This is a genomic window from Pseudomonas sp. S9 (genome assembly GCF_000222125.1).
Classification (GTDB): Bacteria; Pseudomonadota; Gammaproteobacteria; order Pseudomonadales; family Pseudomonadaceae; genus Aquipseudomonas; species Aquipseudomonas segetis.
Map to the genome: position 1 here is coordinate 77,772 of NZ_AFFX01000008.1, position 22,986 is coordinate 100,757.

The following is a 22,986-nucleotide window of genomic DNA, read 5'->3' on the forward strand; positions in this document are numbered from 1 at the left end:
GTGCCGCTTTGGATGCCAGTACCATCAACAGTCTGTTCTTGATCGGTGCGTTGCTGGTAGCCATGAGCATCCTGGTGAGTGCGTTTGGCTCGCGTTTCGGCATCCCGATTCTGGTTATATTCCTCGCCGTGGGCATGCTTGCAGGCGTCGACGGTCCTGGCGGCATAAGCTTCTCCAATTACCCGCTGGCCTATCTGGTCGGCAACCTCGCGCTGGCCATTATTTTGCTCGATGGCGGAATGCGAACCCGGGTTTCAAGCTTTCGTGTAGCCCTTTGGCCATCACTCTCGATGGCCACGGTCGGCGTCATGATTACCGCCGGGCTCACCGGCGTGGCGGCTGCATGGCTATTCAAGCTGAGCTGGATGGAAGGCCTGCTTATTGGCGCGATCGTCGGTTCAACCGATGCCGCCGCCGTATTCAGCTTGCTGGGCGGGCGAGGCCTGAACGAACGGGTAAGCTCGACCCTGGAGATTGAGTCGGGCAGCAACGACCCGATGGCGGTATTCCTGACCGTGACCCTGATTGCCATGCTGCAAGCAGGACAAACCGGGTTCAGCTGGGACCTGCTGATCCATCTCGGACTGCAGTTTGGCCTTGGGGCATTTCTCGGCCTGGTCGGGGGCTGGCTGCTGTTGAACCTGATCAACCGCATCACTCTTGCCAATGGCCTGTATCCGTTGCTGGTGGTCAGCGGCGGTCTGATCATCTTTGCCATCACCAACGCCCTGGGCGGCAGCGGTATCCTTGCGGTCTACCTCTGCGGCCTGTTGCTAGGCGACAAGGCTATCCGCTCGCGCCCCGGCATCCTGCATATGCTCGACGGCCTGACATGGCTCGCGCAAATCGGCATGTTCCTGGTCCTTGGCTTACTGGTAACACCCCACGAGCTGCTGAAAATCGCACTCCCTGCACTGGGCTTGGCGCTGTGGATGATTTTTATCGCACGGCCACTTTCGGTCTACCTGGGATTATTGCCCTTCCAGGCCTTCCATGACCGGGAACGCGCATTTATTGCCTGGGTCGGCCTGCGCGGCGCGGTACCCATCATTCTTGCAGTATTCCCACTGATGGCCGGTCTGGAGAATGCCCAGCTGTTCTTCAACGTGGCATTCTTTATCGTCATCGTCTCGCTACTGCTCCAGGGCACCAGCTTGCCACTCGCGGCCAAGTTTCTCCGGGTTACGGTACCGCCCGAGCCAGCGCCCTTTTCACGCTCGGGCCTGGAAATCCACCCGACCAGCCAGTGGGAACTGTTCGTCTACCGCCTCGGTGCCGAGAAATGGTGCATCGGCTCACCGCTGCGTGACCTGAAAATGCCTGAAGGCACCCGGGTTGCGGCACTGTTTCGCGGCAACGAACTACTCCATCCGTCGGGCAGCACCAAGCTGGATGCCGGTGACCTACTCTGCGTCATCGGCCACGCGCACGACCTGGAAGCACTAGGCAAACTGTTCAGCCAAGCCCCAAAACGCGGCCAGGACCTTCGCTTCTTCGGCGATTTTGTCCTCGAAGGCGACGCCGAGGTTGGCGCTGTTGCTGCTCTTTACGGCCTCAAGCTCAATGATTCCGAGGGCGATATGCTGCTCGGTCGTTTCATCGCCCATAAAATCGGCGGTGAACCAGTTATTGGCGATCAGGTCGAATGGCAAGGTTTAACCTGGACAGTCGCTGCTATGGAAGGCAACAAAATCCGTAAGGTTGGCGTTAAATTCCCTGAAGGCAGCCGCCCCGGCCCCGGTCTATTCCTCTAAACTCATTTAACTTCGAGCCGCCCGAACGCGACCATGCCCCCATTTCGTCATTTCATCGCCATCACTTTGTTCAGCCTTTTGCTGGGTAACTCCCTGGCATTCGCCGCTGCGCCGCCATCCTATGACGACGTACAAAGCCAGCTGTCCTCACTGGCCGACAGCAAGCTGCCTGAAGCTGAACAAACCCAGCTAAAGCAGACCCTTGAGAAAACCCTCAGCCTGCTGCGCCTCAAAGCGCAAAGCGAGAAAAGCCTTGAGGATCTCAACAAGCAACTGGACGCAGCGCCCCGCTTGATCGGCGAGGCCCAGCGAGAGCTGGCACGTCTAAAGGCGAGCCAGCCGACACCGGTTGGCGAGCGTTATGGCAACAGAAAAGTGTCGGAACTTGAGCAAATGATCAGCGACCGCAACAACCAGCTCAGCGATTGGCAAAAACAGATCATTGACGCCAACAGCCTGATCATCACCGCCCAGACACGCCCCGAACGAGCACAGGCGGAAATCAGCAGCAACCAGACCCGCACCCGCGAAATCAGTGAAGCACTCAAGGTCGGCAAGCTGGCCGGCTCGCCACTGACCAGCGAAACCCGTGACCAGCTCAACGCCGAACTGGCTCAATTGAATGCACAGACCCTGCTCCGCCGCCAGGAGCTGAGCGGCAACAGCCTGTTGCAAGACCTGGGCACCAGCCAACGTGCACTGCTGGATGAACGCATCAAGCGTCTTGAGCAGGAACTGATCAATCTCCAGCAACTGATCAACCAAAAACGACGCGAACAGTCCGAGATGACTGTTGCCGAGCAAGCCCAAAGCGCCGAAAAACTGGGCAACAGCGGATTGTTGAGCCGCGAAAGTGCGCTGAACGTCAAATACTCTGACTATTTGCTCAAGGCCACCAATCGCCTCAACCAGATCACCCAGAAAAACCTGCAGACCAAACAGCAACTGGACGCCCTGAACCAAAGCGATCAAGCACTGGATCAGCAGATCAGCGTGCTGCAGGGCAGTATTTTATTGTCGAAGATTCTCTACCAGCAAAAGCAGGCCCTGCCGCAGCTGGATATCGACAAAGACTTGTCCAATGATATTGCCGACATTCGCCTCTACCAGTTTGAGCTCAACCAACAACGCGAGCTGGTGAGCAATCCCGAAACCTATATCGACAACCTGCTGCAAGCCCAGCCTGAAGACGAGGTGAGCCCGCAACTGCGCAAGGCCCTGCACAATATCCTCGAAAGCCGCCGCGAATTGCTCGACCGGGTAAGTACCGAACTGGGTGCGCTACTTAATGAATCAATTACCCTGCAGCTCACCCAAAAGCAGCTGCAGAGCACTGCCAAGGCGCTGAGTGAAACACTCGACGAGCAGATGTTCTGGATCCCCAGCAATAAACCGCTCAACCTGGAGTGGTTTAAAAGCGTCCCGGCCAAGCTCCAGCGCCAAATGGCCAACATGCCCTGGCTATCAAGCACCCGGGACTTCGGCGCCGGGTTGATAGGCGCCCCCCTGCTGTTCTTGCCATTGCTGCTCCTGATTACCTTGCTGTTATGGCAACGTAATGCAATTACTCGCAAGCTTTCAGCCATTCACCTGGATATCCGCCAATACAAAAACGACAACCAGCTGCATACGCCGATGGCGATCTTGCTGAATATCCTGCTGGCATTACCAGGCGGATTATTCCTGACGCTCTGCGGCTTCGCGCTGCAAATAGATGCCCGTGGACAGAACGCCAGCCTCAGCTCAGCGTTTTTCAGCATGGCGCAAGCCTGGATGGTGCTGTACACCTGCTACCGAATTTTATCGCCCAGCGGTGTCGCTGAGCTGCATTTTCGCTGGTCACGCCCCCATGTCGCCTACTTGCGCCGCTACGTTCGGTATCTGGGCCTGATCGTTCTGACCCTGGTCGCCGTGGTAACCATTGCCGGGCATCAACCCGCAGAGCTGGCCGACGACGTACTGGGCATAGCCACGTCCGTCACCTGCTATGCACTGATGGCCTGGCTGCTCAGTCGCGTGCTGTTGACCGGCCCTACCCGTGAAAACAGCTCCCTGTTCCGAACGGTCATGGCGGTTGCAATCTGCCTCTTGCCGCTGGCACTGATCGTGATGGTCGCCATGGGCTATTTCTACACCGCGATCAAGCTCACCGACCGTTTACTCTTTACCCTCGGCCTGATGATGATCGGCTTGATCGTCGAGGTGACCTTTGTTCGCGGCCTTTCGGTTGCGGCGCGCCGCCTCGCCTACCAGCGTGCCATCGCCAAACGCCAAGCGGCTCAGGCTGCCGAAGGGTCCGACACTGGCGAGGCGGTGATCGAAGAACCGACCCTGGATATCGATCAGGTTAACCAGCAGTCGCTGAGATTAGTGCGCCTGGCCTTGCTGGGCGTGTTTATCAGCCTGCTCTGGTTGATCTGGGCCGACCTGATCTCGGTGTTTTCCTACCTCGATAACGTCACGCTGTACGAATATGTCAGTGGTACCGGAGCGATGGCCAGCATGGTGCCCATCAGCCTCAGTGACGTGCTCGGCGCATTGGTGATCGTCGGTATTACCATTGCCTTGGGGGGCAACCTGCCCGGCCTGCTTGAAGTATTGGTGCTGTCGCGCATGAAGCTCGCCCAGGGCAGCTCATACGCAACCACAACCCTGTTGTCCTACGCCATCGTCGCCATAGGTACTGTGACAACCCTCTCGACCCTGGGTGTGAGCTGGGACAAGTTGCAATGGCTGGTTGCAGCGTTGTCTGTAGGCCTGGGTTTTGGCTTGCAGGAAATTTTCGCCAACTTTATTTCCGGCCTGATCATCCTGTTCGAGCGTCCGGTACGCATCGGCGATGTCGTGACCATAGGCAACCTCTCCGGCACGGTGAGCAAAATCCGCATTCGGGCAACCACCATTACCGATTTTGATCGTAAAGAAATCATTGTGCCGAACAAGACCTTCGTCACCGACCAGTTGGTCAACTGGTCGCTCAACGACACCATTACCCGCATCACCATCATGATCGGCCTGGCCTATGAGTCCGACCTTGAGCTGGCGCGCAAGCTGATGATGCAGGCAGCCATGGAAAACCCGCGCGTATTGCGTGACCCCGAGCCGCTGCTGCTTTTCCTGACGATTTGCGCAAGCACCTTCAATTATGAATTGCGGGTGCACGTGCGTGATCTCGGTGACCGCAACGCCGCGACCGACGAGCTACTGACCCGCATTGCCATGAGCTTCCGCGAAAACAACATCGAGATGGCCTTCAACCAGCTGGATGTGATGGTCAAGAACCTCAACGGCGCCGAGCTGAACCTGAAGACCACCAGCCCGATCGTGGTGCAGAACAGCCCCCAGGCCGAACCGGAGGTAGAGTCTGAATCGGAAGATAAGAATCAGGTGACCCTGGCCAAGCCGACACCGCCTGCGGTCGACCCGAACTAAGCATCGCGTTATTGTAGTGCTTCAATTCGACGGCTGAGCTAACCCCTCAGCCGTCTTTGCTTGGCCGGAGTAGCGCCTTGAAACAACTCAGCGAACTGACTTTTGACAACCGCTTTGCACGCCTGGGGGATGCATTCTCAACCCATGTGCTGCCCGAGCCGATTGCCGAGCCACGCTTGGTCGTTGCCAGCCAGGCAGCCATGGAACTGCTCGACCTGGACCCGGAAGAGGCCAACACCGAGGTTTTGGCGCAGATATTCGCCGGCCACAAGCTATGGAGTGATGCCGAGCCACGGGCAATGGTCTACTCCGGCCATCAGTTTGGCGGCTACACCCCACGCCTGGGTGATGGCCGTGGCCTACTGCTCGGCGAAGTGGTCAATCAAGCTGGCGAGCACTGGGACCTGCACCTCAAGGGCGCCGGTGCCACACCCTACTCGCGCATGGGCGATGGCCGTGCCGTACTGCGCAGCTCAATCCGCGAATTTCTTGCCAGCGAACACCTGCATGCGCTGGGTATCGCCAGCTCACGCGCACTCTGCGTGACGGGCTCAAGCACGCCGGTCTGGCGCGAAAAACAAGAAACCGCCGCCATGGTCCTGCGTCTTGCCCAGAGCCACATTCGCTTCGGCCACTTCGAGTACTTCTATTACACCCAGCAACATAAGTTGCTGGAGCAACTGGCTGAGCATGTGCTGCACAACCACTTCGAGGCATGCTTGCAAGAGCAGGCCCCCTACTCGGCGATGTTCCGCCAGATCGTTGAGCGCACGGCTGAAATGATTGCCTACTGGCAAGCCTATGGCTTTTGCCACGGCGTAATGAAAACCGACAACATGTCGATCCTGGGCATCACCTTCGACTACGGTCCCTACGCCTTTCTCGACGACTTTGATGCCAAGCACATCTGTAATCACTCCGACGATACCGGCCGCTATAGCTTTAGCAATCAAGTGCCTATCGCACAGTGGAACCTTGCGGCACTCGGCCAGGCGTTAACACCACTGGCTGGTGTCGATGAACTAAGCGCCAGTCTTGAACTATTTCTACCGCTGTATCAAAGCCACTATCTGGATCTGATGCGTCGTCGTTTGGGCTTTACCAGCGCCAAGGACGACGACCAAGCCCTGGTCCAGGAGCTTCTGCAATTGATGCAGAACAGCGCCATTGACTACAGCCTGTTCTTCCGCGAGTTGGGTGAAAGTGAACCACAGGCAGCCCTGGCACGCTTGCGCGATGACTTTACTGATTTAGCCGGGTTCGATGCCTGGAGCCAGCGATATATGGATCGCGATCCATTACAGGGCCAATCACAACAACAGCGGCGCGAACGCATGCATGGGGTCAATCCCAAGTTCATCCTGCGCAATTATCTGGCCCAGCAAGCCATCGAGGCTGCGGAAAAAGGCGACTACAGTGTCGTGCGCGAGCTGCACCAAGTGCTCAGCCACCCCTTTGCCGAGCAACCGGGTAAAGAACGTTTCGCCCAGCGCCCGCCAGATTGGGGCAAGCACCTGGAGATCAGCTGCTCGTCTTGAACCAATGCGCCAGCCTACTCGCCAAGCAGCCAGTCGAGGCCCATCTCGACATGCAGCTCGGTACTGTCGAGCATCTCCAGCGCGGCCTGGCTGCCGTCAAGCAACAAACCGATCTCAGTGCAGCCCAGTATTGCGACCTCGGCGCCACGCTCACGCAATTGCGCCATGCATTTGAGGTAGTAGTCACGCGAGGCGGTCTCGAAGCGTCCCTGGCACAACTCGGCAAAAATCACCCGATCCACTTCTTCCACCTGGTCTTCAGGCGGGATCAGCACTTCGATAGCAAAACGCTCAGCCAGGCGTTGACGATAAAAATCCTCAAGCATGGTAAAGCGCGTCCCGAGCAAGGCAGCACGCTTGATGCCACGCTGTTGCAGGGCTTGCCCCACAGCATCGCCTATATGAAACAGCGGGATATCCACAGCCGCCTCAATCGCGGGTGCAACCTTGTGCATGGTGTTGGTAGCAAGTAGCAAGGCAGTTGCGCCGGCGCCCTCCAAACGCTGGGCGATTTCAGCCAGAACCTGGCCCGCCGCATCCCAGTCGCCCTGCTGTTGCAGCGCTGCAATCTGCGCAAAATCAACCGAGTGAAGCAGCAGTGGCGCCGAATGCAGGCCGCCCAGGCGCTGGCGCACACCTTGATTAAGCAAACGGTAATAACTGCTGGTCGACTCCCAGCTCATCCCTCCCAAAATACCCAGCTGACGCATTGCCTGCTCCTTATTAACTCAACTTGTAGGTGCCCTGCCGCCAGTGAACCAAGGCAGCGATCAGCAACTCGAAGCGCTGCAGGCTTACAGACTGCTTGCCGCTCTGCTCCCTACATTGCTCCGGATAATCGTTTTATCAGGAGCTTCGAGCCTACCGTGCATCAAGCGCATCGCACAGTAACAGTGCTGAATGCGCTTAGCGGTACAGCTTATCTGTTAAACCGAAAAGGCATATAAACCTTCTCAAACATTCTTAGACTCTCTAAGCAAACCCAACTATCTTGGCGACCTAGCGCAATCGGCAACATAACGCTTGATGCCTCACACGAGATTCAACGCTTAAAGGACACCCATGTTCGGGGACTCACTACCACTGTTATTTGTTGGCGCACTGCTTATATGGGTGCTGGTTGCCTTCATCAGGGAAAAGTGGAGCCCGGATATCGTTGCCGCGATTGCGGTGGCCGCGCTATTGGTCACGCAGCTACTGACCCCGGCAGAAGTACTCAGCGTGCTATCCAACTCGGCCCCTGTGACTATTGCCTGCATGTTCGTGCTCTCGGCAGCACTTGAACGCACCGGATGCATCGACGCACTGGGCAACTGGCTTGGTAATCTGGTCCGCACCAACCCGGTTCGCGTGCTGACCGGATTGACAGTCACTGCGCTGGTCATCTCGGCCTGCCTGAACAACACGCCAGTCGTTGCGATTCTGACGCCGGTTGCCATATCACTGGCGCGCCGCGCCGGGACCATGCCCTCCAAGCTGCTTATCCCGCTGTCATACGCCACCATTCTTGGCGGCACGCTGACCATGATTGGGACCTCGACCAATATCCTGGTTGACGGCGTTGCCCGTAAAGCTGGCCTGGCCCCCTTTGGCATCTTCGAGATAACCGGCGCAGGCCTGATCCTGGCGACGGCGGGCATGGCTTACTTGCTGCTGGTTGGCCGCCACCTGCTACCCAATCGCGACACACTATCGCGACAGTTGCGCCCAGATCTCGACCGCACCTTCATGACCGAACTGCTGGTGCCCCATGACTCGCCAGTGATAGGCAAAACCCTGAGCGAAGCCAATCTCAATGGCGGCAGCGGCCTGCAAGTGCTCAAACTGTTTCGAGCCGACCAGGAGTTCACCGAGCCCGCGCACGATACCCTGCTCGCCAACGGCGATCGCCTGGTGCTGCACGGCCAGGTCAAAAATGTGGTCGAACTGCGCGAGAGTGGGCATTTGTCGTTCAATCGCACCGACGCCTTTGAAACCATCAGCAGCCATGACGTGATCCTTGCCGAAGCCATAGTCGGCCGCAACTCACGCTACAGCCACCGGCCAATGCGCGACCTCGACCTGACCGCACGTTACGGTATCGCAGTGCTTGCCGTGCATCGCCAGGATGAAAATGTACAAGGCAACCTGGACGACTTCGAACTGCAATTTGGCGATGTGATGCTGGTCGAAGGCACCCCGGCGCAGATCAAGCGCTTCGCTGACAACGGCGAACTGATCAGCCTCAACGCCGTGCAAGAACGCGCATTCCGCCGTGACAAAGCGCCGATAGCCATCATTGCCACGCTGGCCGTGATGATCCCGGCAGCCTTCGGCGTAATGCCAATTTAAGGGCTGGCCATCATCGGTGCGGTCACCGTTTTGGCCACCCGCTGCCTGGATGTCGAGGACGCCTACAAAGCGGTCGACTGGAAAATTCTCAGCCTGATTTTCGGCATGCTGGCCATCAGCATCGCCATGGACAAAGTCGGGCTGGTCAAGATACTGGTCGAGAACATGATGAGCTGGCTGCCATGGGCGGGTCCACTGCTCATGCTTTCAATGCTCTACCTGTTCACCTCGATACTGACCGAGATGCTCTCGAATAATGCGGTCGCCGTATTGGTGACGCCTATTGCAATCGGCTTGGCGCAACACCTTGGTGTCGACCCGCGCGGCTTTGTGGTCGCGGTCATGTTCGCCGCCAGCGCCAGCTTCGCCACGCCAATCGGCTATCAGACCAACACCTTTGTCTATAACGCCGGGGGTTATCGCTTTACCGATTTCATGAAAGTCGGTATTCCGCTCAACCTATTGCTCTGGGTGGTGGCAACCCTGGTCATTCCGCTGTTCTGGCCATTGGTTCCAGTCTAATGACCCGCACCTTGAAAAGGTCCAACGCAGACCGCAGATAGCAGCCATAGCCCTGGAGTTGATCATGTCCGAACCATTGCTTATTCCCTGCCCCAGCTGCAATGCACTGAATCGTATTCCAAGCCAGCCCATGGCAGAAAAGCCAAGCTGTGGCCGCTGCAAGCAAGCAGTGCTGAGCCACACGCCAATTGAACTGACCCAGGCAAACTTTGCCAGCCAGACCAAAGGCGACCTGCCATTGCTGGTCGATGTGTGGGCCAGTTGGTGCGGTCCATGCCAGGCATTTGCCCCCACGTTCAACCAGGCTGCCGCACAACTGCAAGGGCAGTACCGCTTGGGCAAACTCGACAGCGAGGCCCATCAGCAGCTAGCGGGACAATTGGGTATCCGCTCCATTCCCAGCTTGATCCTGTTTCGCCAGGGTAAAGAAGTCGCTCGCCAGGCCGGAGCAATGGCACTGCCGCAACTGATGGCCTGGCTGCAAAGCCACTAAGGAACCACTGAAAAAGACTGTGTGAGCGAGCACTGCGGTCAAGCCCAACGACAGATTTGGTCAATTGCACGCAGGCAGCCAGAGGTTAGGCTTGGGAAACCTCTGAAATGCTGCTTTTCAGCAGCTTGTTCGTGAAACCAAGGGTCTACCTATGTCACTGCCGTTTGAAATAGCCCGCCAACTGACCGAAGAGCAAATTGCCTTTGTAAAGCGCAGCGGCCTCAAAGCCCTGGTCCTCGAGCCTGGTTTTATCCGGCTGTGCATGCCCATGGCAGGCAATGAAAACCATATCGGCAGCATGTACGCCGGCGCGCTGTTCACCCTTGCGGAAATCCCCGGTGGCGCGCTATTTCTCACGAGCTTTGATGTAAAGCGCTTCTATCCAATCGTCAAAGAAATGAACCTGCGCTTTCGACGCCCGGCCAAAGGTGATATCACTGTCGAGGCGCGTTTAAGTTCAAGCGAAATACAACAGTTGCAAGATGAAGCCCAACACCAGGGAAAAGCCGAGTACCGGCTGGAACTCCAGCTAAAGGACTCAAGCGGGGAAGTGGTCGCCGAAAGTTGTGGTCATTACCAGTTACGCATGCACTGACACATGACCTTGCTAAAGCTCGCAAGACCAGCTAATTGATGGGTAACAATAAAGGAATCTCTGGAAAACGACTGCGCTTGATAGTACTGGGGTAGCCCGTGCAGGGGCAGGCCATGCTGCGATAAATACGGCTCACAATCCTTGGGCTGGCTGAACTTCAGTTCGGCGGTCATTGGTCGTTGCGCCTCGTTCTATCTTCGTTCGTTACCTTTTCCAGAGAGTCCAAGGCGTGTCGACCGGAGAAATCTTTAATGACTGCACATATTCTTATTGCCCACGATTTAAGAGAAACCGCCGATCTCGCTTTGAGTAGGGCCGCTCAACTGGCCACGCAACATAACGCCCGGCTCACTGTCCTGCACGTCCTTGATCCCGCACAAAGCAAGCAGCAACATGAAGCGGCCAAGCGCGCCCTGGATCACAGCCTGAGTACACTCGCTCCGAAAACGGCGGCGCTGCGCATACTCAGCGGCAAGCCCTCGGAAATAGTCTTGCAGCAAATCAACGAACTTGGCTGCGATCTACTGGTTCTCGGTGCCCACCACTCGCGCCATGATTATTTTTCCGGCACCAGCCTCGACCGCATAGCCCGGCGCAGCAATGTCCCAATGCTGATTGTGGCGCGTAATGATTTCAAGCCCTACAAGCGCGCGCTGGCCCCCATCGACTTCTCGGTTTGCGCCTGCTGTGCCCTCAGCAAATCCTATGACCTGCTGCCCGACTCGGCAGGGCTGCATGCCCTGCATGTGTTCGAGCCAGACAAGGGCAACGCCAAACAAAACGAGCTGCAACTGCAGACCCAGAGCGCATTGATCGATCAGTTAATGGAAGACGAAGCGCTCAAACTGCCACCAAATGGCCCAAAACTGAGCCATTCGGTGCAACAAGGAGGCATATTGAGAGCGCTGCAGGAACAGCTCAATAGCCGCCGAACAGAGCTGATGGTACTTGGCAGCCATGGACGCAGTGCGTTATCCCAAGCGCTGCTTGGTAGCCTTGCCCAGCATTTTCTGCATAAGGCACCCTGCGATATTTTTGTCGTGCGTTAGGCCTTTCCTAGCCATAAAAAAGCGCCTTCGAGGCGCTTTTGTTTAGCCGTCAACTTAACCAGCGCTCTCAAGCAAATCGTGCAACTCGATAAACTGCTGAGTCAGCTTGTGCCGGGGTTCAAGGTAGACCAGCGGCATGCAGGCTTGATGCGACTCGCGCATTTTCACCGAACTCATCAGGTTAATGGGGAGCACGGGCAGCCCCTCGGCAATCAATTCATCAAGCAATTGCTGGGGCAAGGTCGCGCGCGGCTGGAACTGATTGACCACGATGCCCTCGACTTCCAGGCCCTCATTGTGATCTTCCTTCAGCTCTTCAATCTCCTGCAGCAAGCCATAAAGGGCATTACGGGAAAAACTGTCGCAATCAAACGGAATAAGCACGCGATCCGCCGCGATAAGCGCCGAAACCGTATAGAAATTCAAGGCCGGCGGAGTGTCGAGGTAGATCCGTTCGTAATCTTCGGACAAGTCCTCGAGCAGCTTTCGCAGCTTGTTGATCTTGTGCTTGGCCTCAAGCTTGGGCTGCAGGTCCGCAAGCTCAGCCGTGGCGGTGATTACATGCAGGTTGTCATATGGCGTTTCATAGATATCGACCTTACCCTTCTTGGCGAAAGGTCCCCCCGACAATGTTTGATTGAAGAACTCCGAGATACCCAATGGGATCTCGTCGCCAGTCAAACCCGTTAGGTAATGGGTCGAGTTAGCTTGCGAGTCAAGGTCAATCAGCAGTGTCCGATAGCCTTGCGAAGCGCTCACAGCCGCCAAATTGCAGGCAATGCTGGATTTGCCGACACCACCCTTCTGGTTAAAGACCACACGCCGCATGTTAATTGCTCCCAACCCCTGAATAGCCATGAATTTTAAAGAAAGTACATGACAAGGCTGATGTAACCTAGCACTTCAGCCTGCTGGCACAAAAGCACTAGTTTAGATATTAGTCAGCAAAATGTGAGGACTGGACTGATCACGGCCAAGAAAGCCGTAACAAAGAATCAGCAAGCAATACTTAACGAATGCCACGCAGGCGCGTTCGTCGCGGGCGTTGCACTCAAGGGCAAACTCGCGAAGATCAAGTAAGTGGCGGCGCCAACTTGCTGCGCGGCCAGGCCGCGCAGCAATACAGCTTATTGGTGGTACTGCGCCGACAACTCGTGCACCGCTTCCAGGAAGGCGCCTGCGTGGGCAGGGTCGACTTCCGGGGTGATGCCATGGCCAAGGTTGAAAACATGGCCTGTGCCGTTGCCGTAGCTGGCGAGAATACGTGCGACCTCTTTACGGATCGCGTCAGGTTTGGCGTACAGCACGGTCGGGTCCATGTTGCCCTGTAGCGCAACCTGATTGCCCACACGCTTGCGCGCCTCGCCAATATCGCAACTCCAGTCCAGGCCCAGCGCATCAGCACCAGTTGCAGCCATAGACTCCAGCCACAGGCCACCGTTCTTGGTGAACAGGATGACCGGGATCTTGCGCCCTTCATGCTCACGAATCAGGCCGCTGACGATCTTGCGCATATAGGCCAGCGAAAATTCCTGATAGGCCGCAGACGACAGGTTGCCGCCCCAGGTATCAAAGATCTGCACCGCCTGGGCACCCGCCAGGATCTGCCCGTTGAGGTAAGCCGTGACTGACTGCGCCAGCTTATCCAGCAAGCTGTGCATGGCCTGCGGGTTGTCATACAGCATGGCCTTGGACTTGCGGAAATCCTTCGAGGAGCCGCCTTCAACCATATAGGTGGCCAAGGTCCAGGGGCTGCCCGAGAAGCCAATCAACGGCACGCGACCATTAAGCTCGCGGCGGATGGTACGCACGGCATCCATCACATAACCCAGGTCTTTCTCAGGGTCAGTTACCTGCAAGGCATCGACATCGGCGGCGCAGCTGATGACTTTCTTGAAGCGCGGGCCTTCGCCGGTTTCAAAGTAAAGTCCCTGGCCCATCGCGTGCGGGATGGTCAGGATGTCAGAGAACAGGATGGCGGCGTCCAGCTGTGGATAACGATCCAGCGGCTGCAAGGTGACTTCGCAGGCAAACTCGGGGTTCATCATCAAGCTCATGAAATCACCGGCCTTGGCCCGGCTTGCCCGGTATTCGGGCAAGTAGCGGCCAGCCTGGCGCATCATCCACACAGGGGTGACATCCACAGGCTGCTTGAGCAGGGCGCGCAGGAAACGGTCGTTTTTCAAGGCAGTCATGTTCAGAGTTCTCGGTAATTCATCAAATTCATTAGCTTTCACAGCCTGCGCGGGGACATTCACAATAGCCCGCAATCCCCAGCAAGAGAAAAAAGTGCGGGTATTTTCGCAGACCGCAATGCAAAAGGCACGGCGAGTGCCGTGCCTTTTTTCAATCGTGACGATTTGCCGCGTCTGGCCGGGCCTGCAATGACCTGATCAGACGCCCAGATAGTCGAGAATACCTTCTGCGGCGTTGCGACCTTCGAAGATCGCCGTCACCACCAGGTCGGAACCGCGAACCATATCGCCACCGGCGAAGATCTTCGGGTTGCTGGTCTGGTGCTTGAAGGTGCTCTGCTCTGGCGCAACCACACGGCCCTGGCTGTCGGTTTCGATTTCAAACTGAGCAAACCAAGGCGCCGGGCTTGGACGGAAGCCGAATGCGATCAACACCGACTCAGCCGGGATGATTTCTTCCGAACCCGGAATAGGCTCTGGGCTACGACGGCCACGGGCGTCTGGCTCGCCAAGGCGGGTTTTAACCACCTTGACGTCCTCGACCTTGTCTTCACCGACAATGGCGATTGGCTGGCGGTTGAAGAGGAACTTGACCCCTTCTTCCTTGGCGTTCTTAACTTCCTTGCGCGAGCCCGGCATGTTCTCTTCGTCACGGCGGTAGGCACAGGTCACGGACTTGGCGCCCTGGCGGATCGAGGTGCGGTTACAGTCCATGGCCGTGTCACCACCGCCAAGCACGACAATGCGCTTGCCCTTCATGTCGATAAAGTCTTCAGGCGACTTTTCGAAACCGAGATTGCGATTGACGTTGGCAACCAGGAAGTCCAGCGCATCGTGCACACCCGGCAAGTCTTCGCCCGGGAAACCACCTTTCATGTAGGTGTAGGTGCCCATGCCCATGAACACAGCATCGTACTCGGCGAGTAGCTGTTCCATGCTGATGTCTTTACCGATCTCGGTATTGAGGCGGAACTCGATGCCCATGCCAGTGAAGACTTCGCGGCGATGGCTGAGCACGGTCTTTTCCAGCTTGAACTCTGGGATACCAAAGGTCAGCAGCCCGCCAATTTCCGGATTCTTGTCAAATACCACCGGGGTCACGCCGCTGCGTACCAAAACGTCGGCGCAACCCAGGCCAGCAGGGCCGGCACCAATCACGGCAACTCGCTTGCCAGTCGGCTTGACACCGGACATATCCGGGCGCCAGCCCATGGCGAAAGCGGTGTCAGTGATGTACTTCTCGACCGAGCCAATGGTCACCGCGCCGAAACCATCGTTAAGGGTGCAAGCCCCTTCGCAAAGACGGTCTTGCGGGCACACACGGCCGCAAACTTCCGGCAGGGTGTTGGTTTGGTGGGACAGTTCGGCAGCGGCCAGGATGTTGCCTTCGGAAACCAGCTTCAACCAGTTGGGGATGAAGTTGTGCACCGGGCACTTCCACTCGCAATAGGGGTTGCCGCAGCCCAGGCAACGGTGCGCCTGATCAGCAGCAACAGCCGGCTTGAAGCTGTCATAGATTTCGACAAACTCTTTTTTGCGTTGACGCAACAGCTTCTTCTTTGGGTCTTTACGCCCAACTTCGATGAACTGGAAGTCGTTATTCAGACGTTCAGTCATTTCAAAACCTCTCAACAGCATGCGCTCGTTTTGAAGCGGCGCAGCAAGACAATCACGGTGAGCGCCTGGCCTGCATATTCAGGTCAGGCGCTTGAAGCTGTGTTATTGCGGGTTAGCGCGCATGCTCGACAGCAAGGACTTGAGGCTCGCCGCCTTCGGCTTGACCAACCAGAACTTACGCAAGTAATCGTCCAGGTTTTCAAGCAGGTTAGCGCCCCACTCGCTGGCCGTTTCAGCCACGTACTCGGCCAGCACAGCTTGCAGATGGCTGCGATACGCCTCCATCGCTTCACTGTTGATGCGCTGGATTTCAACCAGCTCATGGTTAACCTTGTCGTAGAAGCTGTTGTCCAGGTCGAGCACATAGGCGAAACCGCCGGTCATGCCTGAGCCGAAGTTATAGCCCGTCTTGCCCAGCACACAGACAAAACCGCCGGTCATGTACTCGCAGCAATGGTCGCCCGTGCCCTCGACAACGGCATGGGCACCGGAGTTACGCACACCGAAACGCTCGCCGGCAGTACCTGCGGCAAACAGCTTGCCGCCGGTTGCGCCGTACAAGCAGGTGTTGCCGATGATGGCGCTTTCCTGGGTTGCAAACGGACTGCCTTGCGGCGGCGTGATCACCAGCTTGCCGGCCGTCATGCCTTTACCGACGTAGTCGTTGGCATCGCCTTGCAGGTACATGTTCAAGCCGCCTGCGTTCCACACCCCAAAGCTCTGGCCAGCAGTGCCTTTGAAGCGGAAAGTGATAGGCGCCTTGACCATGCCCTGATTGCCATGCTTACGGGCAATCTCACCGGAAACACGGGCACCGATGGAGCGGTCGCAGTTGCAGATGTCGAGCTCGAACTCACCGCCACTGGCCGATTCGATAGCCGCCGAGGCCAACTCGACCATTTTCTCGGCAAGCAGGCCCTGGTCAAACGGCGGGTTGCGATCCACAGTGCAGAATTGCGGCTTGTCTGCCGGAATCAGGTCACTGCCCAGCAGCGGGCTGATATCCAGGTTGTTCTGCTTGGCCGTTTCGCCCGGCAGGATATCCAGCAAGTCGGTGCGACCGATCAGTTCTTCCAGACTGGCCACACCAACCAACGCCAACCACTCACGGGTTTCTTCAGCGATGAACTTGAAGAAGTTCATGACCATTTCAACCGTGCCGATGAAGTGATCCTTGCGCAGCTTGTCGTTCTGGGTTGCCACGCCTGTAGCGCAGTTGTTGAGGTGGCAAATACGCAGGTATTTACAGCCCAGCGCAACCATAGGCGCCGTACCAAAGCCGAAGCTTTCAGCGCCGAGAATTGCCGCCTTGATCACTTCGAGACCGGTTTTCAAGCCGCCGTCGGTCTGCACCCGAACCTTGCCGCGCAGATCGTTGCCGCGCAGGGTTTGGTGAGTTTCAGCCAGCCCCAGTTCCCAGGGTGCCCCGGCATACTTGATCGAAGTCAGTGGCGAGGCACCGGTACCGCCGTCGTAGCCGGAAATGGTGATCAGGTCTGAATAAGCCTTGGCCACACCCGCCGCGATAGTACCAACGCCAGCCTCGGCTACCAGCTTGACCGAAACCAATGCCGATGGATTGACCTGCTTGAGGTCATAGATCAGCTGGGCCAAATCCTCGATCGAGTAGATATCGTGGTGCGGAGGTGGCGAAATCAGGGTGACGCCCGGCACTGCATAGCGCAGCCGTGCAATCAGGCCATTGACCTTGCCGCCCGGCAGTTGTCCGCCCTCGCCCGGCTTGGCGCCTTGGGCGACCTTGATCTGCAGCACTTCGGCATTGACCAGGTATTCCGGGGTAACCCCGAAGCGGCCTGTAGCCACCTGCTTGATCTTCGAGGTACGGATGGGGCCGGAACGCGCCGGATCTTCACCGCCCTCCCCCGAGTTGGAGCGCGCACCCAGGCGGTTCATCGCTTCGGCGATGGCTTCATGAGCTTCTGGCGACAATGCGCCCAGCGAAATCCCCGCCGAGTCAAAGCGCTTGAAGATCGACTCCAGCGGTTCAACCTGGTCAAGGCTCAATGGCTTGTCGGCCATTTTCAGCTTGAGCAGGTCGCGGATCATCGATACCGGACGCGTATCAACCAGTGCGCTGTATTCCTTGTACTTCTCGTAGCTGCCCTGCTGCACTGCAACCTGGAGGGTATTGACCACATCCGGGTTATAGGCATGGTATTCGCCACCGTGCACAAACTTCAGCAAGCCACCCTGCTGGATTGGTTTGCGGTTGCTCCAGGCTTCCTGGGCCAACAGCTTCTGTTCGGCCTCGATATCGACAAAGCGCGCGCCCTTGATGCGACTGGCAACACCGCGGAAGCTGAGGTTGACCACTTCATCGGACAAGCCAACCGCCTCAAACAACTGAGCACCGCGGTACGAGGCAATGGTCGAGATCCCCATCTTGGAGAGAATCTTCAACAGGCCTTTGGAAATGCCTTTGCGGTAATGCTTGAACACTTCGTAAAGATCGCCCAGCACTTCACCGGTGCGGATCAGGTCACCCAGTACTTCGTAGGCCAGGAATGGATAGACCGCCGAGGCACCAAAGCCGAGCAATACGGCGTAGTGATGCGGGTCACGCGCGGTGGCCGTTTCGACCAGGATATTACAATCGCAACGCAGGCCTTTCTCGGTCAGGCGGTGGTGCACCGCGCCAACCACCAAAGAGGCATGCGCCGGCAATTTGCCGGGCTCGATGTTACGGTCGCTGAGCACCAGCAAGACCTTGCCACCACGCACCGCCTCTTCTGCCTGGTCAGCCATATTGCTGACTGCAGCCTGCAAGCCGATGCTTTCGTCATAGTTCATGTCGATGAAGTGACGTTCGAAACCCGGGCTGTCCAGGTTCATCAGCGTCCGCCACTTGGCTGGCGAGATCACTGGCGAGCTCAGGATCACGCGGGTTGCGTGCTCTGGCGACTCTTCGAAGATGTTGCGCTCGGCACCGAGGCAAATCTCCAGCGACATGACAATAGCTTCACGCAGCGGGTCGATCGGTGGGTTTGTCACCTGCGCGAACTGCTGGCGGAAATAGTCATAGGTCGAACGAACGCGCTGCGACAATACCGCCATTGGCGTGTCATCGCCCATGGAGCCGACGGCTTCCTGGCCTTGTTCGCCGAGCGGGCGCAGGACCTGGTCACGCTCCTCGAAAGTCACCTGGTACATCTTCATGTACTGCTTCAGGCGCTCTGGTGAGTAGAAATCCGAACCATGGTCGTGGTCGTCCATGTTCGCCTGCACACGCACGCCACTCTTACGCAACCATTGCTTGTATGGGTGACGTGACTTCAGGCGATTGTCGATGTCGTCGGCATTGAGCACCTGGCCGGTTTCGGTATCGACAGCCAGCACCTGGCCAGGGCCGACACGTCCTTTGGCGATCACATCTTCAGGTTTGTAATCCCAGACGCCAATTTCCGAGGCGAGGGTGATATAGCCATTGCTGGTGGTTACCCAGCGAGCTGGGCGCAGACCGTTACGGTCAAGCAGGCACACCGCATAGCGGCCATCGGTCAGCACAACGCCGGCCGGACCATCCCAAGGTTCCATATGCATGGAGTTGTACTCATAGAACGCGCGCAAATCAGCGTCCATGGTCTCAACGTTTTGCCAGGCAGGCGGAATGATCATGCGCACGCCACGGAACAGGTCGATACCACCGGTGACCATCAACTCGAGCATGTTATCCATGCTCGATGAGTCCGAACCCACGCGATTGACCAATGGGCCCAGCTCGTCAAGGTCGGGAATCAGGCCATTGGCAAACTTGGTGCGACGCGCTTGCGCCCAGTTACGGTTGCCGGTAATGGTGTTGATTTCACCGTTATGCGCCAGGAAGCGGAACGGCTGCGCCAGAGGCCACTTTGGCAAGGTGTTGGTCGAGAAGCGCTGGTGGAAGACGCAAATGGCCGTCTGCAAGCGTTCATCACCCAGGTCCGGGTAGAACTGTTGCAAGTCAGCCGGCATCATCAGGCCTTTATAGATGATGGTCTTGTGCGAGAAGCTGCAGATGTAGTGCTCAGTGTCGTCGGCATTGGCGACCGAGGAGCGGCGGCGGGCCCAGAACAGCTTGATCGCGAACTGCTGATCGCTAAGACTTTCACCACCAATGAACACCTGCTCGATCTGCGGCAAGCGCTCAAGCGCCAGTCGGCCCAGCACGCTGGTGTCGACCGGAACCTTGCGCCAGCCGATCAGACTCAGGCCTGCGGCCAGAATCTCTTTGTTCATGTTCTCGCGAGCAGCATCTGCCTTGGCCGGGTCCTGGTTTAAAAAAACCATGCCAACGGCATATTGCCCAGGCAACTCAACCGACAATTGCTCCTGGGCAATTGCCCGCAGGAACGCATCAGGCTTCTGCATCAGCAGACCACAGCCATCGCCAGTCTTACCGTCAGCGTTGATCCCACCACGGTGGGTCATGCATGTCAGGGCTTCGATAGCGGTCTGCAGCAGGTGATGGCTAGCCTCGCCCTGCATATGGGCAATCAGGCCGAAGCCGCAGTTATCCTTGAACTCATCAGGACGGTACAAACCTGCTTTCATAGGGACTCTCACCAGGCTGCCTCCTTTTTTAGGGAGGTAATTACTTTCTAATTCAACAACTTACCACGCACGCAGGGCACAGCCCCAACTTTGCGCAGGCAAAAGGGTGGTCATTGTACATAGCAGATCGGATCGTCACAAATTTTAGTGACGACCTAATGCAATCATATGTCGCGAAAACGATGTTTTAGACCAGACAGTCGTGCTAACGACCATCTGGTCATTTCAACCCAAGCCTTGGAATTAACGTGCTTGAGCGATTTCCAGCTTGATGCTGGCAAAGGTACGTGGCCAGGGCTTTCCTGCCTGCACCTTGGCCGGCATTTTAGCGATAGCGGCCTTGGCAGCTTCGGCAGTTGCAAAACTACCATGGGTTACGACGTACAAGGGCTTTCCATTGTAGAGTTTCTTGAAGTAGTGATAGTCGCCGCCATTTTCACTTATAAATGCCTTGGCATTGCTTTCCGAACTGGTACCCACAACTTGCAAGGTGTAGCGCGACCCGGCCTGATCAGCATACCAGCCGGTGATATTTGCGGGCTTGGCCGCGGGCGCTGTGCTTTCCGGCTTAGCCGCTGGCTTTGTTGCGGGGGCAGTAGCGGGCGCTGTTTTCACTGGTGTAACCGGAACCTCTGCAGGCACCTGTTTACGGGTGTCGACGAGCAAGCGCGGGTTGGTGTCTGGAGCGGGTTTGGCAACGGGCTCAGGCTCTACTGCCTCTTGCGCCTGGTTATTGCTCACTTCAGGATCACGAATAACCGGTTGTGCCTTGCCCACGAGAGGCAGCGGCATTGGCTCGCCGGAGCCCGCAAACTCGATGGCCGGAGCATCCGGATTGCTGTTTTGGGCAACGCTACCAGAGGCTGGCTCTGCCGTCGGTTGCTGCTGAGGCTGGGCATTTTCTGTCGGTGCCTGAACCTGCTGTTCAGGCACCGCTGGCTGCTCGCGCCCCTGCATCATCCAGGCAACCAATACGCCGACCACTACCACGGCCAATGCGAGCATATGCTTGCGCGGGATATTCAAAGAGAACCCCGCGCTTTTACCCGCAGCACGCTTGCCCTGCATGGCGTCTACCAGCACCTCGCGTGCAGCCTGGTTGATCGCGCCCGGCCAGCCTTCGGATTGCTCATAAATAGTCGCGAGTTGCTCCTCGGAGAAGACTTCCAAGCCTTGCGCGGCACCTTCAAGACGCTGCGCAAGGTACTCGCGCGTATCCTCTTCGGTATAGGGCTGCAGCTCGATTACATGGAAGTGCTCTTCACCGTCAGATACCTGATCAAACCGTGGCAGCATTGCTGTATCGGCAAACAGAAAGACATGGGGGCGCCCCTCCGGACCACCAGCGGACAATGTCACCAGGTTACGCAAGTCACTGTCGCTGAGCTGCTCGGCGTCATCCACCAGGACATAAACTTCCTGGCCGGTTATGGCCAGTTGCCCGACCTGGGCCAGGATGGACTGCATGTCCGGTTGCGCGACCTGCAGGCCTTGAGCCACCTGACGTAAAACGCCCATGCCCTCGCCGGCATTCTGGGTAACCACAACGCTCAGCACCGCCTGCTTATTTGTGCTGGCGACCAGAGCCTGGCGCAACAGCGTCTTGCCGCTACCTTGCGGCCCAGTTACGGCAAGCAATAACTGGCTGTAACGCGCCAGGTGATGCAGTTGCCCCAACACCGGCTTGCGTTGTGCAGGGAAGAACTTGAAGCCTGGCACCCGCGCAGCAAATGGGTCATGGCTAAATTGGTAATGGTCGAGGAACGCCTCGTCAGCGTGCAAACTAGTCATGGGACACTCTTTAATTTTTTAGCTGTTCAGCCATCGCTGCATAATCGGCGTTTAGCGTGGCACTTAAAATCTCGCGTGGATACTCACTGGTGACCACTGCGTCGCCCATCTGACGAAGCAACACCAACCTTAACTGACCATCGAGCACTTTCTTATCGACAGCCATATGCTCAAGAAAGTGCGCCGGCGTCATAACTTTCGGCGGAACGACTGGCAAGCCGGCAGCCTGGAACAGACGGATGGCACGATCGCGCTCAGCTGGCTCGATCCAACCCAGGCGCGTCGACATCTCCAGCGCCATGACGGTACCGGCGGCAACCGCTTCACCATGCAGCCATACGCCATAACCCATGTGCGTCTCGATCGCATGGCCGAAGGTATGCCCCAGGTTGAGCGTTGCCCGCACCCCGGACTCCCGCTCATCGGCCGCGACTATACGCGCCTTTGCCACACAAGAGCGCTCAATTGCCTGGGTCAAGGCTGCTTGATCCAACTCACGCAGCGCGGGCATATTCGCTTCGAGCCACTGCAAAAAAGGCTCATCGCAAATCAGGCCATATTTAATCACCTCAGCCAAGCCAGCGGATAGCTCTCGCTGCGGCAAGGTCATCAGGCTCTTGGTGTCGATCAGTACCGCTTGTGGCTGATAAAAGGCTCCAACCATGTTCTTGCCAAGCGGATGGTTGATCCCGGTCTTGCCTCCCACCGAGGAGTCCACCTGCGACAGCAGTGTCGTTGGGATTTGCACAAAGTTGACGCCGCGCTGGTAACAGGCAGCGGCAAAACCGGCCATGTCGCCCACAACACCACCACCCAGAGCAATGATTGTGGTGCGCCGGTCATGCCGGGCGGTCAACAGCCCGTCAAAGATCTGCTGCAGCACTTCCCAGGTCTTGAACTCCTCGCCATCGGGCAATACGACCGAGGTCAGGCTATAACCACTCAGCGCGGTTTCCAAAGCCTGCAAATACAAGGGGGCCACGGTTTCATTGGTAACAATAGCCACCTGGCGGCCGGCAATATGCTGGGCAAGCAATTGTGGCTGCGCAAGCAGATCGGCACCGATATAAATAGGGTAACTACGCTCACCTAGCTCGACTTGAAGAATTTGCATGCCG

The 22,986-nt window shown here is 57.3% G+C and carries 13 protein-coding genes and 1 pseudogene; 7 read left to right on the forward strand and 7 right to left on the reverse strand.

The features are described 5' to 3' along the window. Positions 1–8: 8 nt before the first annotated feature. The 3 genes from PSES9_RS0115630 to selO all read left to right on the forward strand — a co-directional run bounded on the left by PSES9_RS0115630 (position 9) and on the right by selO (position 6,724). A complete protein-coding gene (locus PSES9_RS0115630) occupies positions 9–1,754 on the forward strand; it encodes a potassium/proton antiporter (protein WP_010488492.1) in 1,746 nt (581 codons plus the stop codon). A gap of 33 nt (positions 1,755–1,787) precedes the next feature. Beyond that, complete coding sequence (mscK, locus tag PSES9_RS0115635) at positions 1,788–5,186, forward strand: mechanosensitive channel MscK (protein WP_010488494.1); 3,399 nt, start codon at positions 1,788–1,790, stop codon at positions 5,184–5,186. Between the two features lie 77 nt (positions 5,187–5,263). Further along, positions 5,264–6,724, forward strand: coding sequence for a protein adenylyltransferase SelO (gene selO / locus PSES9_RS0115640; RefSeq protein WP_010488496.1), 1,461 nt, complete (start codon positions 5,264–5,266; stop codon positions 6,722–6,724). 14 nt (positions 6,725–6,738) lie between these two features. Here the strand turns inward: selO and PSES9_RS0115645 are convergent, their stop codons facing one another. Continuing rightward, complete coding sequence (locus PSES9_RS0115645) at positions 6,739–7,434, reverse strand: aspartate/glutamate racemase family protein (RefSeq protein ID WP_010488498.1); 696 nt, start codon at positions 7,432–7,434, stop codon at positions 6,739–6,741. A gap of 352 nt (positions 7,435–7,786) precedes the next feature. Between PSES9_RS0115645 and PSES9_RS23755 the strand changes: the two are divergent. From PSES9_RS23755 to PSES9_RS0115665, 4 genes and pseudogenes are all read left to right on the forward strand, one after another. Beyond that, positions 7,787–9,577, forward strand: a pseudogene (locus PSES9_RS23755) (SLC13 family permease). A 64-nt stretch (positions 9,578–9,641) separates the two neighbouring features. Next, a complete protein-coding gene (gene trxC / locus PSES9_RS0115655; protein ID WP_010488500.1) occupies positions 9,642–10,070 on the forward strand; it encodes a thioredoxin TrxC in 429 nt (142 codons plus the stop codon). Between the two features lie 151 nt (positions 10,071–10,221). After that, positions 10,222–10,665, forward strand: coding sequence for a YiiD C-terminal domain-containing protein (locus tag PSES9_RS0115660; protein WP_010488502.1), 444 nt, complete (start codon positions 10,222–10,224; stop codon positions 10,663–10,665). A 251-nt stretch (positions 10,666–10,916) separates the two neighbouring features. Further along, a complete protein-coding gene (locus PSES9_RS0115665; RefSeq protein WP_010488504.1) occupies positions 10,917–11,714 on the forward strand; it encodes a universal stress protein in 798 nt (265 codons plus the stop codon). 54 nt (positions 11,715–11,768) lie between these two features. Here the strand turns inward: PSES9_RS0115665 and PSES9_RS0115670 are convergent, their stop codons facing one another. The 6 genes from PSES9_RS0115670 to aroB all read right to left on the reverse strand — a co-directional run bounded on the left by PSES9_RS0115670 (position 11,769) and on the right by aroB (position 22,982). After that, positions 11,769–12,542: a ParA family protein gene (locus PSES9_RS0115670; RefSeq protein WP_010488506.1), complete on the reverse strand. Its 774-nt coding sequence runs from the start codon at positions 12,540–12,542 to the stop codon at positions 11,769–11,771. 299 nt (positions 12,543–12,841) lie between these two features. Then, positions 12,842–13,909, reverse strand: coding sequence for a uroporphyrinogen decarboxylase (hemE, locus tag PSES9_RS0115680; protein WP_010488507.1), 1,068 nt, complete (start codon positions 13,907–13,909; stop codon positions 12,842–12,844). Between the two features lie 198 nt (positions 13,910–14,107). Next, positions 14,108–15,526: an FAD-dependent oxidoreductase gene (locus PSES9_RS0115685; protein WP_010488508.1), complete on the reverse strand. Its 1,419-nt coding sequence runs from the start codon at positions 15,524–15,526 to the stop codon at positions 14,108–14,110. A gap of 102 nt (positions 15,527–15,628) precedes the next feature. Further along, positions 15,629–20,077: a glutamate synthase large subunit gene (gltB, locus tag PSES9_RS0115690; protein WP_010488509.1), complete on the reverse strand. Its 4,449-nt coding sequence runs from the start codon at positions 20,075–20,077 to the stop codon at positions 15,629–15,631. A gap of 243 nt (positions 20,078–20,320) precedes the next feature. After that, positions 20,321–21,868 carry an AAA family ATPase gene (locus tag PSES9_RS0115695; protein WP_010488510.1) on the reverse strand — a complete coding sequence of 516 codons (1,548 nt, stop codon included), beginning with the start codon at positions 21,866–21,868 and terminating at the stop codon, positions 20,321–20,323. Between the two features lie 10 nt (positions 21,869–21,878). Further along, a complete protein-coding gene (gene aroB, locus PSES9_RS0115700; RefSeq protein ID WP_010488511.1) occupies positions 21,879–22,982 on the reverse strand; it encodes a 3-dehydroquinate synthase in 1,104 nt (367 codons plus the stop codon). Positions 22,983–22,986: the final 4 nt, after the last annotated feature.

What these genes read in the sequence shown, in the direction of transcription:
- mscK (WP_010488494.1), top strand. Translation starts at nt 1,788, where the DNA reads ATGCCCCCATTTCGTCATTTCATCGCCATCACTTTGTTCAGCCTTTTG.
- PSES9_RS0115645 (WP_010488498.1), bottom strand. Translation starts at nt 7,434, where the DNA reads ATGCGTCAGCTGGGTATTTTGGGAGGGATGAGCTGGGAGTCGACCAGC.
- trxC (WP_010488500.1), top strand. Translation starts at nt 9,642, where the DNA reads ATGTCCGAACCATTGCTTATTCCCTGCCCCAGCTGCAATGCACTGAAT.
- PSES9_RS0115660 (WP_010488502.1), top strand. Translation starts at nt 10,222, where the DNA reads ATGTCACTGCCGTTTGAAATAGCCCGCCAACTGACCGAAGAGCAAATT.
- PSES9_RS0115665 (WP_010488504.1), top strand. Translation starts at nt 10,917, where the DNA reads ATGACTGCACATATTCTTATTGCCCACGATTTAAGAGAAACCGCCGAT.
- PSES9_RS0115670 (WP_010488506.1), bottom strand. Translation starts at nt 12,542, where the DNA reads ATGCGGCGTGTGGTCTTTAACCAGAAGGGTGGTGTCGGCAAATCCAGC.
- hemE (WP_010488507.1), bottom strand. Translation starts at nt 13,909, where the DNA reads ATGACTGCCTTGAAAAACGACCGTTTCCTGCGCGCCCTGCTCAAGCAG.
- PSES9_RS0115685 (WP_010488508.1), bottom strand. Translation starts at nt 15,526, where the DNA reads ATGACTGAACGTCTGAATAACGACTTCCAGTTCATCGAAGTTGGGCGT.
- gltB (WP_010488509.1), bottom strand. Translation starts at nt 20,077, where the DNA reads ATGAAAGCAGGTTTGTACCGTCCTGATGAGTTCAAGGATAACTGCGGC.
- PSES9_RS0115695 (WP_010488510.1), bottom strand. Translation starts at nt 21,868, where the DNA reads ATGACTAGTTTGCACGCTGACGAGGCGTTCCTCGACCATTACCAATTT.
- aroB (WP_010488511.1), bottom strand. Translation starts at nt 22,982, where the DNA reads ATGCAAATTCTTCAAGTCGAGCTAGGTGAGCGTAGTTACCCTATTTAT.